General features: G+C 42.4%; 9 protein-coding genes. 2 read left to right on the forward strand and 7 right to left on the reverse strand.

The genetic code is table 11. From position 1 onward, the window contains the following. Positions 1-5: 5 nt before the first annotated feature. A complete protein-coding gene (gerBA, locus tag ACQVGT_RS02790; RefSeq protein ID WP_015384817.1) occupies positions 6-1,457 on the reverse strand; it encodes a spore germination protein GerBA in 1,452 nt (483 codons plus the stop codon). A gap of 264 nt (positions 1,458-1,721) precedes the next feature. Here gerBA and manA point away from each other — a divergent pair, with 264 nt between their 5' ends. Both manA and lytD read left to right on the forward strand, forming a co-directional pair. Beyond that, positions 1,722-2,672 (forward strand): mannose-6-phosphate isomerase, class I, encoded by a 951-nt coding sequence (manA, locus tag ACQVGT_RS02795; RefSeq protein WP_015384816.1) that lies wholly within the window; start codon positions 1,722-1,724, stop codon positions 2,670-2,672. A gap of 131 nt (positions 2,673-2,803) precedes the next feature. Then, entirely contained in the window at positions 2,804-5,446 is a 2,643-nt protein-coding gene (lytD, locus tag ACQVGT_RS02800; protein ID WP_015483780.1) for a beta-N-acetylglucosaminidase LytD, read from the forward strand. Positions 5,447-5,483: 37 nt separating this feature from the next. On the opposite strand, the gene ACQVGT_RS02805 is transcribed toward lytD, so the two are convergent. The 6 genes from ACQVGT_RS02805 to ACQVGT_RS02830 form a co-directional block, all read right to left on the reverse strand. Next, entirely contained in the window at positions 5,484-7,343 is a 1,860-nt protein-coding gene (locus tag ACQVGT_RS02805) for a CDP-glycerol glycerophosphotransferase family protein (RefSeq protein ID WP_015384814.1), read from the reverse strand. Positions 7,344-7,361: 18 nt separating this feature from the next. Continuing rightward, positions 7,362-8,531 carry a CDP-glycerol glycerophosphotransferase family protein gene (locus ACQVGT_RS02810; protein ID WP_015384813.1) on the reverse strand — a complete coding sequence of 390 codons (1,170 nt, stop codon included), beginning with the start codon at positions 8,529-8,531 and terminating at the stop codon, positions 7,362-7,364. 3 nt (positions 8,532-8,534) lie between these two features. Further along, positions 8,535-9,560 (reverse strand): ribitol-5-phosphate dehydrogenase, encoded by a 1,026-nt coding sequence (locus ACQVGT_RS02815; protein WP_003235523.1) that lies wholly within the window; start codon positions 9,558-9,560, stop codon positions 8,535-8,537. Then, positions 9,557-10,270 carry an IspD/TarI family cytidylyltransferase gene (locus ACQVGT_RS02820; protein ID WP_015384812.1) on the reverse strand — a complete coding sequence of 238 codons (714 nt, stop codon included), beginning with the start codon at positions 10,268-10,270 and terminating at the stop codon, positions 9,557-9,559. Before ACQVGT_RS02820 ends, ACQVGT_RS02815 begins: the two co-directional genes overlap by 4 nt. Positions 10,271-10,358: 88 nt before the next feature. Further along, positions 10,359-11,510 carry a CDP-glycerol--glycerophosphate glycerophosphotransferase gene (locus tag ACQVGT_RS02825; protein WP_015483779.1) on the reverse strand — a complete coding sequence of 384 codons (1,152 nt, stop codon included), beginning with the start codon at positions 11,508-11,510 and terminating at the stop codon, positions 10,359-10,361. A gap of 95 nt (positions 11,511-11,605) precedes the next feature. Continuing rightward, a complete protein-coding gene (locus ACQVGT_RS02830; RefSeq protein ID WP_015483778.1) occupies positions 11,606-12,379 on the reverse strand; it encodes a WecB/TagA/CpsF family glycosyltransferase in 774 nt (257 codons plus the stop codon). Positions 12,380-12,502 lie beyond the last annotated feature (123 nt).

Consider the following 12,502-nt stretch of genomic DNA (forward strand, 5'->3'; position numbering starts at 1 on the left):
AGCCATCACCTTTGTCTGATGTTATCTTCAGGATCGTTTCGTGTCGGTCTTCTTTTTAAAAATATAGTAGGAATGCGGATCACCGTGTCTTTTAAATCCTGTCCAGGGATTGCCAACATTGGAATAATATAATCCTGTCCAAAGCTTTTCAGGCGCATGAGATGGCCAATCACAAACAGATAAACCATTATAACGCCATACATGCCAAGCGCTGTTGCACTTATCATAACCCCGATCCGAATGATCCGCAGCGGAAAGTTATAGGCGTATGAAGGAACGGTAAAGGATGCCAGTGCTGTGACAGAAACGACAATGACCATAAGCGCACTGACAATTTGCGCCTGAACAGCTGCCTGTCCGATGACGACCCCGCCGATAAGGCCAATTGTCTGTCCAATAGGCTTAGGCAGCCTTAATCCGGCTTCTCGAATCAATTCGATCGTAAAGATCATGATAAAGGCCTCTATAAAAGGCGGGAACGGTACGTTAAGCCTGCTGCCTGCAATAGATATGGCCATTCTAGTCGGCAATAGCCCGGTGTGAAAAGAAACGAGAGAAATATACAGACCGGGCAAATAAATGGTGATCAGGATGCTGGAATAACGAAGAAGGCGTACAAGTGACATCGGGATCCAGCGCTGGCTGTAATCATCGGGCGAATGAATAAATTCGTCAACCGTAGCCGGTACAATCAAAGCAAACGGCGTACCATCCACTAATATGGACACTCGTCCTTCTAACAGTGCAGCCTCTACACGATCTGGTCGTTCTGTGCTTAATATTGTGGGGAAAATTGAAAATGGTTCGTCTTCAATCAGCTGTTCAAGCGTCCCCGATTCGGGCAAATTATCTATATTAACTGATTTCAGCCTTTTAAACACTTCTTTGACGACATAATCTGGGGCGATATCCTGAATATAAGCGACAGCGATTTTCTTTTTGGTCCTTTTTCCGAGTGTCATTTCTTTGATGACGAGATTAGGATCACTCGTCCGTTCACGCAAAAGTGCCGTGTTTGTCCGCAGTTTTTCAATAAATCCTATTTTAGGACCGCGTTCCACGACTTCAGAGGAGGGTTCATCAAGACTGCGTGTTGTGACTGACTTTGTGTCGAAAGCTAATCCTCCGCGATAGCCATCAGCGAGCAAAATGGCTTGCCCTGAAAAAACGAGCTGCTCTATTTCTTTCATTGTAGAAACAACGCTGTGGTGAAAGCCGAAAAAAAAGGCGGATAAGTCTTCAATCGAGCGTTCCTTATGGGCTAACGCCTCTTTTTGTAAAGGAGAAATGACGTATTGCGCCAGCATTTTATTCTCTGTCAGACCGTCAATATACAGTAAACACGCCTTTTGTCTGCTATCTCCGAAAGCAAATGTATAAAACATCATATCGTCGTTTTGTCCCAATGTTTTTTTCAGTGTGTCTAAATTGTTCTGGAGATCAGAGTCGATTTGCATAGTTTCTCTCCTTCGTAAACAGATTGACGGTTTTATTAATTTGTATCAAAAAAGGAGAATTATTCTTATCGAGGAAAAGGCTGAAACAAAGCTTCTTTTCGACGTGATATAATAGATAGGAAGCGTTTTCTTTGAAGGGGTAATGAAAAGATGATGCTTTGTACATATGTTGTCATCGGAAAAAAGACAGCTTATACGGGCGTTTGTAAGAGGGGCGCACCGGGAAAATGATGATCAGTTATTTACAGGGGAGGGGTACGGATCATGACGCAATCACCGATTTTTCTAACGCCTGTGTTTAAAGAAAAAATCTGGGGCGGAACCGCTTTACGAGATAGATTTGGATACAGTATTCCTTCAGAATCAACGGGGGAATGCTGGGCCATTTCCGCTCATCCAAAAGGACCGAGCACTGTTGCAAATGGCCCGTATAAAGGAAAGACATTGATCGAGCTTTGGAAAGAGCACCGTGAAATATTCGGCGGCGTAGAGGGGGATCAGTTCCCGCTTCTGACAAAGCTGCTGGATGTGAAGGAAGATACGTCAATTAAAGTTCACCCTGATGATTACTATGCCGGAGAAAACGAAGAGGGAGAACTCGGCAAGACGGAATGCTGGTACATTATCGACTGTAAGGACAACGCAGAAATCATTTACGGGCATACGGCCCGCTCAAAAACCGAACTTGTCACAATGATCAACAGCGGTGACTGGGAGGGCCTGCTGCGAAGAATCAAAATTAAACCGGGTGATTTCTATTATGTGCCGAGCGGAACACTGCACGCATTGTGCAAGGGGGCCCTTGTTTTAGAGACTCAGCAAAATTCAGATGCCACATACCGGGTGTACGATTATGACCGTCTTGATAGCAACGGAAGTCCGAGAGAGCTTCATTTTGCCAAAGCGGTCAATGCCGCCACGGTTCCCCATGTGGACGGGTATATAGATGAATCGACAGAATCAAGAAAAGGCATAACCATTAAAACATTTGTCCAAGGGGAATATTTTTCGGTGTATAAATGGGACATCAATGGCGAAGCTGAAATGGCTCAGGATGAATCCTTTCTGATTTGCAGCGTGATAGAAGGGAGCGGTTTGCTCATGTATGAGGACAAAACATGTCCGCTCAAAAAAGGCGATCACTTTATTTTGCCGGCTCAAATGCCCGATTTTACGATAAAAGGGACTTGTACCCTTATCGTGTCTCATATTTAAACTTAATCTCACTTCGAGATTAAGTTTTTTTTTTATTAGAAAATGGAAGTGATTCACCTATAAATGAAGCATGCGCGTGCCGATAAATAAACTAGTTTTATATACTCATAGAATAAGAAAGAGGAGAAGGAATGAAAAAGAGACTAATCGCACCTATGCTTCTATCCGCCGCGTCCCTTGCCTTTTTTGCCATATCTGGTTCTGCCCAGGCAGCCGCGTATACCGACTACTCACTATATAAAGTAGAGCCGTCGAATACGTTCAGTACAGAAAGCCAAGCCTCACAAGCTGTCGCCAAACTGGAAAAAGATACTGGTTGGGATGCATCCTATCAGGCTTCAGGCACAACAACGACCTACCAAATTTCCGCCTCAGGCATTCATAGCGAATCAGAAGCGAAAGCAATACTGAGCGGACTCGCCAAACAGACATCGATTACAGGAACGTCAAGTCCTGTTGGAAGCAAACAGCCATATGTCACCATCTCGTCAGGTGCCATCTCCGGAGAAAAACAGGCCAACACTATCCTAGCAAAGCTGAAACAGGAGACGGGAGTGGCTGGCGCTGTAAAAGCTTACGGAGCAGCTCAGCCCTATATGAACGTCATGACATCAGACATTGCTGATGAGACAAAGGTCAAGGCGCTTATCCAGAGCCTGGCTAAGCAAACGGGGATTAAAAGCTCGTATCAGCCCATCACACACACGGTGTCTGTCACAACCATTCAGTCTGGCACAATCGTGGGAGACAGCAGAGCTGCGCAGATCAAAAACGCCTTTCAAAAGGAATCGGGGCTGCAGGCATCATTAAAGGAAACCGTGAAAGGACAAGCCTATTATACGTTCACAACTGCCTCCATTTCAGGTGAAGCGAATGCCAAGACTCTATTGCAGCAGCTGAAACAGAGCACTGGCATCACAGGCAGCTACAAGTCCATCAATCAAAAAACAACCGTTGAGTCATACAATGTCCAATCAGCTTATTTCAAAGGGCTGAATACAGTAAAGGATGCCATCAGCCAAATCAAGAAAAACACCGGCGTATCCGGCAGTTATCAACAGGTTGGAAAAAGCACATCATATACTGTGAATATGAAGGGTATAACAAAACAGCAGCTTCAAAAAGTAAACACTTTCTTTAAAAAGAAAAAATGGCATTACACGTCATCCAGCGTCAAAAAAACGGCAACGTCTGCCGCTTATCAAATCACGACGGCAAAGATTTTAGGCGAGCAGCAAGCAAACAAAGTAGCAGCCTTCTTTGCTCAGAAAAAAGTAAAAGCTGCAAAAACAGCAGCAGGATCAACAGCAGAAAATCAATATCAGCTCATCTCAGAAGAAACATCAGATCAAGCAAAAGTCACAAAGGGTTTGAACATATTAAAGAAAAATCAGCTGAGTGCTTCTGCGAAATCCGTCAAAAAACAAATAGCTGACACGTTTAAAATCACAACCGAATCTCTGCTTGATCAAACGAAAGTCAATCAGGCACTCACGTTTTTCAAATCAAATCATATATCAGCAGCAAGCCAGAAAACCGGTCAGACAGCTGCGAGCAGCTATCAAATCACAACTGAAGCTATCATCAGCCAAGAAGAGATTGACCGCGTTTTAACATTTTTTAAACAAAATAAAATCGCAGTCACAACATCAAAAACAGGCCAGACTGCATATACACAATACAAAATCGTGACAACACAGCTCAGCAGCAAAACAGCATTGAACAATGGGTTAACCTATCTTAAATCGAAAAGTGTAACCCCCAGCTACACAACGAAAAGCAATACGCTTTATAAAATCAACGTAAATGAGCAGTTCACAGGCAATGATACAGCTGCTGCGGCATCAACAAGGTTAAAACAATTATACGGATGGACATCATCTATCGTGAAGATCAAAAATGGCCCGCAAATCATGAAAACAAATTACAATCTCTCGCTTCGTGATATGGTCCAAAAACAAATGACAGTAAGTCCGCAAACAGACGGAGCGGCTTACGTATCGCTCACGTACATTAATACAGCAACATCAACCGTTACGGCTGATGTACTAAATATCCGGTCAACGCCGGAAGTCAGCCCGACAAACGTGATCGGCCAATTTAAAAAAGGCGATAAAGTGAAAATCATCGGACAGATAAACGGCTGGGCTAAGATCAATTTGGGCTGGCGAAACGCAAGCAGTGGTGAAGTAGTTCAATACGTGGATCCGAATAACTTTTCCAGAGACAGCAAATACTACTTCCAATTTCTCAAGCTGTCACAGACAGCGGGCCTCAGCGTTACTGAGGTCAATCAGAAAGTGCTTGCGGGTAAAGGCATCCTGACAGGGAGAGCAAAGGCATTTATCGATGCCGCCAATCAATATAGCATCAACGAACTGTATTTAATCTCACACGCTCTTCTTGAAACAGGAAACGGGACATCCGCCTTAGCCAATGGATTAACCTATAACGGAAAAACCGTATACAACATGTATGGAATTGGAGCATACGACAGCAATCCGAATTACTACGGAGCCAAATATGCGTACGAGCAGGGCTGGTTCACACCAGAAGCGGCCATTATCGGAGGAGCTAAATTCATAGGCTCATCGTATATCCACAACACAGCTTACAATCAGGACACACTGTACAAAATGAGATGGTCAGCTACAGCGACACATCAATACGCAACAGACATCGGCTGGGCGTACAAACAAGTAAACCGCATGTACAGCCTGTATTCATTGCTGGACGGTTATACACTTTATTTTGATGTTCCGGAATATCGATAAAAAAACACCTTTTGCGGCTGCAAAAGGTGTTTTTGATTTATCTTTTAAGGACTTTATCCTCTGATGGCTCTTCTTCCTGAGGGAAAACAATTTGATCGACGACACGCTCACTTGCTTTTCCATCAAGATCATCGAAGAAATAATGAACAAATGAATCAATTTGCTCAAAGTTATACTTCTCTTCTTTAATGATCGAAATCATTTGCTCAGACGTTTTCGCAAGAGGGCCAGGAATAAAGTCAAAGTAATCGTAATAGAAATCACGTTTGCGAATATAATCATCTACATCATAGCTGAAGAAGATCATTGGTTTATTTAATAAAGCATACTCAAAGCAAACAGAAGAGTAATCCGTTATCAGAATATCTGTTACGAGCAATAGCTCGTTAATTTCCCTGAACGAAGAGAAATCATAAAAGAAATCGCTGTACTGATAAGGAATATTGGCATCGTTTCGTACGAATGGATGAATTTTGAATAAGAAGATATATTCATCCTTTAACTCACGGTACAGACGGTCAAAATCAAGCACTTCAAAAGGATAATGAGCTGATTGCTGACCGTTTCCGCGGAAGGTTGGAGCAAAAAGAATGACCTTTTTGTCCTTCAGAAACGGATATTCTGTATAAAGGCGTTCTTTTACAAATGCCTTCTTCGCTTCATCAAAGAAAAAGTCTGTCCGCGGTACGCCCGTAGCAATGACGTTCTCAATGTCTACCCCAAAGCCCTCTGCGTAGTGCTTCCGTATATTTTCAGAGCTGACAATAACCTTCGTGTAGTTTCTATGGTTTTTCGAATGCGGTGACGGTCCTCCCGGCAGACCGATTCGGCTGTAGCCGAATGTCTTAAAGGCACCGACAGCATGCCACAGCTGGACAAGGTCCGCATTTTTACGGATTTTTAACGGATAAATAATCGGATAAAAATCATCTATAAAAATGATTTTGCTTGTCGCAAAATGATAAGCCATAGACATCAGTTCAGACAGGCTTTTTCTATCTCGAATGCTGCTCTTTAAGAAAAATTTGAAATCAAAATTTTCTTCACGTTTCAGCAGCTCTTCATAAACAAATTCGAAGTTTCCTGTCATATCAAGCCGGCTGTCAGAAGCAAAGACAATTTTATTAGACTTAATTGGAAGCAGGCGGAATACATCATAAGCAAAATGGAATAAGCTTGTATTCAGCTTGCGCAAAAAGCGGTTTGCCTCTTTTCCAGTATCCAGCTCCAAAAGGCTCGGATCAATTTCCTGCAGTTTGTTGCAAGACAAATTAATCGTCTTTTCGCCCTCATCATAATTAACGATCAAATTGAACTTCATCAGCTTTTTAGCAGAATGAAATTCCATTTTTGTGGCATACACATCATTAGAGAGGAAATTACTTACATTTCCGACTGTATGCACTTCCTGATGTTTTACATTTTGGTCATCTACAGCTTCAATCTCGAGAAACAGCTTATACTCGCCCTGCGGAAGAGGCTTGTCATTCATCAGCTTAGAAAAGTTAATCTGCTGTGAAAATCCTGCCCACTTATAGGCTCCAGGCACATTTGAAGTATCAATTGACAGCTTATCTACCGGAACATCCCGCAGTGAAACAGCTGTAAATAAAACACCGTTGTTCACCAATAATAAACGTTTTCGAACCTGATCCTCTTTTTGAAGCGGCAGGCCCTTGATATACATATAACCCGCAATTTTTAAAATTGACCCATTCCAAGAAAACTCAGAAATCTTTCTGACAGGGACTTGCTGGTTTTCTTCAATTCGCTTCGTTTTATCAAAAAGAGAAAAAACCCTGTTATCAGCTGGATGGACAATGACAGCTGCATTTTCTTTTTGCGTTTTCTTTTTTGATCTGAAAAGTCTGTTCTTAATCTTTCTTGCCAGCTTCACTTTGTACCTCACTTTCTCCTAATCGGCACCAGATGTTAAAAATGATGAAATAAAATCGGCCACCCGCTCTGAAGATTTGCCGTCCTGATGGGTGATAAATGCCTGTGAAAAATCTTCAATACGTTTCGTATCAGCCTCGTGATCACTCTCGATATCGTATACAAGCGATGCAACGTCTTTAGAAATCGGCCCGGGTACAAACGATTCAAACGGGTAGTAGAAATCACGTTCTTCCAAGTAGTCTTCTAAATCCGGGCAGTAAAAATACATCGGACGTTTCAGCAGGCTGTACTCGAAAATAACTGAAGAATAATCGGTTATCAGCCCATCAGAGATTGCCATCAAATCGTACAAAGAGTACGAATCAGTTAAATCCAGCACAAAATCATCCTCTTCCGTGTGCGCATGTTTGCGCATATACGGATGAAGATGGAGGATCACGACATAATCTTTATGGTTTAGCGCCGATTTTAATTGTAGCAGATCAAGCGGTATAGCGTCACCCTCTTGATGATGTCCGCTGCCTCGAAAAGTAGGAGCATACAAAAGCTTTTTTTTATGCTTCAGTTCAGGATAAACCCGATGAAACTCATCCAGTACAGTGCGAATATGTTCCTTATGATAAAAATAATCCGTTCTTGGAATGCCGAGCGGCAAAATCTGCTTTTGCTCCATTTGAAAGGCTTCGGCGAAATGCGGAACGGCAGCGGGTGCACTGACAATGGCATAATCATAGTTTGAATGCACGGGAACAATCTTCAAATAATCAGAAGAAGGGCCGAACGGCTTGTTCACAATGCTGTAGCCAAATTTTTTAAACGCGCCGCAAGCATGCCAAAGCTGGATGGCAACAGTTTCCTTTCGTTTTGGCACAACATACAAAGGAAAATAATAATCATCCAACAAAAGCACGCGGCATGTTGCAAGGTGATATAACGAGCTGAAAAGATGAAGCAAATATGCAGCTCGTCCGATCAGCCCTTTATCCATCTTGCGGAACAGCAGGGTGATGCGAAGAGACGGATCTTGCTTCAGCTTTTCATAGACACCTTTAAAATTATCACTTAAATGATCCTCACGATAGGAAGCTATGACAATTTTGTTGTGCTGTACTGGTAATAAAGCGCTCAATAGTTTATAAGCAGTGCCGAATACTCCTTTTACAATTCGTGTAAGGAATGTTTTCACTGTTTAAATTTCCCATTCAATAACAGTTTTTCCCCAAGATGAAGTCAAATCTGCTTCAAACGCGTTTGTAATTTCCTCAATACTGCGTACCGGGAAGCGTCCGCCAACTAATGTTTCTAAATAATCAACGACTTCAGGGTATTGAGCTAAAAAGTCTACAGTACGGGCAAAATCCTCGCGTCCGCTGCGGCTGCTGCCGATCAGCGTAATCCCTTTTTCAAGCACCATTCTTGTTTCAATTTCAACAGGGTATTCAGACACGCCTAAGAGCGCTACACACGCTTCAGGATGGACATGGGCAATGATTTGCTCAATTGCGCTTTCACTGCCGCGTCCGCCCACGCATTCAAAGGCATGATCAATTCTGACATCTTCAGGAATGTCGTTAATTTGATAAGCTGCATCAACAAAAGAAAAATGATCAAGCTTGTAAGGTGTTTTTCCGAAAATAAACACCTTGCTGTCTGGATATTTTTTCTTCAGTAGAAGCGTCATGATAAATCCGAGATTTCCGTCCCCCCAGACACCGAATGTGTCACGCTTCTTATGCGCCATGCGCTCAAAGCGGGAAAGCGCGTGAACTGCAATTGTAATAAGCTCAGTGAAGGCTGCGACATGCGGATTAATGCTGTCTGGAAGCTCAACAAGCCGATCAGGCGCCATGAACATATAATCCTGCATAAATCCATCATAACCGCTTGAACGGAATCTGCTGGACCGCAGGTAATTCTCCGCGATGACTTCATGCTCTTCAACCGGTGTATTTGGCACCATAACAACCCGGGTTCCGACTTTAAATGTGCCTGTCGGATCAAACATGACTTTTCCGATCCCTTCATGGATCAGAGCCATCGGCAGTTTTTTGTCCATCGCTTCTTTGCCGCGTGAGCCAGTATAATAACGCTGGTCTGCAGCACAGATGGATAAATGGGTAGGACGGACGACGACCTTATCTGAATGGACAACTTTATCTTTATATGTCACTTCAAATTGTCGGGCAGAAACTAAACGATATGTTTGATTAATCATTGTGAAATTCGCTCCTGTAAAATGGCATTAGCCACTTTTAAGTCATATGGTGTCGTTACTTTAATGTTAAAGACTTCACCGCGGACCAGCTTCACTTTTTCACCTGCTAACGAGCAGATCTTGCAAGCGTCAGTAAGGACAGCTTTTTGCTCATCGGACAGTTGATTATAAAGCTCGACCAATTTGCTGATCCGGAAGCTTTGCGGTGTTTGCCCCTGATACATGTTATCGCGGACAGGGATATCAGAAATAAATTCCTGGTCTTCTGAAGCAATAATTGTATCAATGGCTGAGATAACAGTATCAACCGCGCCGTATTGAAGAACAGCATCAATGTTTTCATCGATAATGCGATGAGTGAGAAACGGACGCACAGAATCGTGAGTGATGATCACGTCATCATCCTGAATACCGAATTCTTTTTCAATATAGCGGATGCCGCTCATAATAGATTCATTACGGTCGCTGCCGCCTTCAACGACAATCAGGCGATCATCCTGCCCGATAAATTTCTTTAAAATGTCTTTTGTATGGTTAATCCACTCTTTAGGGGAGACGATTAAAATCTTATCGAAACGGTCATTTAATAAAAACTTTTCAACCGTATGAATGATAATTGGGCGTTTATTTAACGGCAAAAACTGTTTTGGCATATTGACGTTCCCCATGCGGGAACCTTTTCCACCGGCTAGAATCTCAGCATAAATCATAAAATGACTCCTTCCTTACTACAACTCATAATGTTTTATAAAAGGTTTTCATATTATTTGCAATACCGATCTCTATTATATATAAAGATCAGTTTGATTTCTCATTTACATAGCTTAAAAGCAGCTTGCTGGCATTCCCTCTCGAGTACAGATTCCATTCACGTGAAAAGCGCTCCACTTCAGTTTGAAGCCTGTTCATATCTTTCAGCTGGTCCAAGAGCATTCCTGAATCACGGCAAGGAACCCCGGGGATTACCTCTGTATAATGGCGGATTAAACCGCGGGTTCTGTTGTAAGCCTCCATATCATACGTATAAAACAAAATGGGTTTGTCCAGCAAAGCAAATTCAAAAGGGACAGAAGAATAATCTGATATTAACAGATCACTCATTTTTAAAAGGTCTGCAAGAGGGAGGTCTGATACGTCTTTTATCCACGCACTATCCCCATGCAATTGAGCAGATTGCTTCATAACAGGATGAAGTTTTACTGCAAGTAAATATTCTCCTTTTAAATCATGCTGCAGCTGTTTTTCTGAAAACGGCAGCGAAAAGCTTTCAAACTGATGATCCCTAAAGGTTGGCGCATACAGGATGATTTTTTTCTCTGCCGGCAGGTGATATTTGCTTTTAAGGTCATTGCTGTTTTCCTTCACCTCATAGTAAGCATCGGTTAAAGGCACGCCAAACCGAAGAAATTTATCACCTTTTATATCGAAGAATTCCTTGAATATGTCAGCCATATGTTCAGAACCGACGACAATCTGGTCAAATGAAGCATACACTTTGCGAAAGCGTCTCACGTCAGCCCGCGAACGATTCTGTGTGTTGATATCCTTTAACCCAAATCGTTTAAACGCTCCATTCGCATGCCAAACTTGGATACACTCGATATCAGGTCTGCAGGTCAAAACGGTTGTCAAAACAAAATAGTTATCAACAATCACAGCTTTACTGCTCAGCATAGAAAAGACCGCTTTATATATATGAAGCGGGTGTTTTTCGTTAATAACTGAAACAGTAAGCTCAGGAAATTCTGTTTCCAGCGATTTGGCATGCTGGGTCAAAAGTACATGAATGGGAAATGAGTAGTGTCCCATCTGATATTCCTTTAATATTGCCCGGGCATTATCAGGAAAGGAAACAAGAAGGGTCACTTGACTTCCCGGTTTGACCCAAAACAGCAATGCGCCGATGACTTTGATGAACAAATAGTAAAAAAACGCAAACCAGGATTTCAATCTGTCATCAGCTCAAAACGGCTGCCGCGGATTGTCGGCAGGCACAGCGAAAGGTTCATGCATTTCATTACATACCATAGCTCCTTTAAGGCCCATTACAGATGGCGTGATTGATCTTTGACCTGTCCTGTATATTGCGGCTTTGCTGAAGTTCGTTCATGTTTCAGCACGGCTGTAACATACTTAGGAATGCTAAGCATTCTTCTCCAGCGCGCAGGGTTTGTGATCAGCCTGTACATCCATTCAAGGTGAAAACGGATAAAAAATGAGGGCGCTCTTTTGACATTGCCGCTGAACACATCGAAGCTTCCGCCCAGCCCTACAGAAACAGCCTGAGGGAATAGATGTCGGTATTTATGGATAAAGAACTCCTGATTAGGATAACCTAAAGCAACAAATACCATGTCAGGATTTGAGGCTGCAATCTTGTCTGCCACCTCACGTTGATTCTTCACATAACCGTCAGAATATCCGGCAATTTCAATCCCAGGATAATCACGTTTGACTCGCTCGATTGTCTGAGCAATCACATGTTTAGCTGCACCGTAAAAGAAAACCCGTTTTTTCTTTTGATCAGCCTTCTCAAGCAAAGACGTAAACAAATCATAACCGGCGATTCTGGATTGAAGCGGCTTACCAATTAGCTTGGAAACCAACACTACACCAATGCCATCCGGCAAAATAAAATCAGCAGATGAAAGAACCGCTTCATAACGCGGATTTTGAATCGCTTCAAATCCGATTTCAGGATTCGCTGTTACGATGAACGCACCTTTATTCTGGTCCAAAAATGACGTTTCTAAATGTGATACAAATGAAGTCAGTTCACCGTCTACAAAATCTAATTGATTAATGGGTTTCGTTTGCATCGTATCAACCCTCCTTTTCATCTATATGTCTATAAAAAACACGTGTCATTCGTATAGTTTGATTAAAGACTCTTTGTCTGAAAACATTTTACTCTATCTTACCACAAAAATCTTTAGGAACTT

It is taken from the genome of Bacillus sp. SCT118 (genome assembly GCF_058566435.1).

Excerpts from the sequence above, each read along its gene's own strand:
- gerBA (WP_015384817.1), bottom strand. The coding sequence starts at position 1,457 with ATGCAAATCGACTCTGATCTCCAGAACAATTTAGACACACTGAAAAAA.
- manA (WP_015384816.1), top strand. The coding sequence starts at position 1,722 with ATGACGCAATCACCGATTTTTCTAACGCCTGTGTTTAAAGAAAAAATC.
- lytD (WP_015483780.1), top strand. The coding sequence starts at position 2,804 with ATGAAAAAGAGACTAATCGCACCTATGCTTCTATCCGCCGCGTCCCTT.
- ACQVGT_RS02815 (WP_003235523.1), bottom strand. The coding sequence starts at position 9,560 with ATGATTAATCAAACATATCGTTTAGTTTCTGCCCGACAATTTGAAGTG.
- ACQVGT_RS02820 (WP_015384812.1), bottom strand. The coding sequence starts at position 10,270 with ATGATTTATGCTGAGATTCTAGCCGGTGGAAAAGGTTCCCGCATGGGG.
- ACQVGT_RS02830 (WP_015483778.1), bottom strand. The coding sequence starts at position 12,379 with ATGCAAACGAAACCCATTAATCAATTAGATTTTGTAGACGGTGAACTG.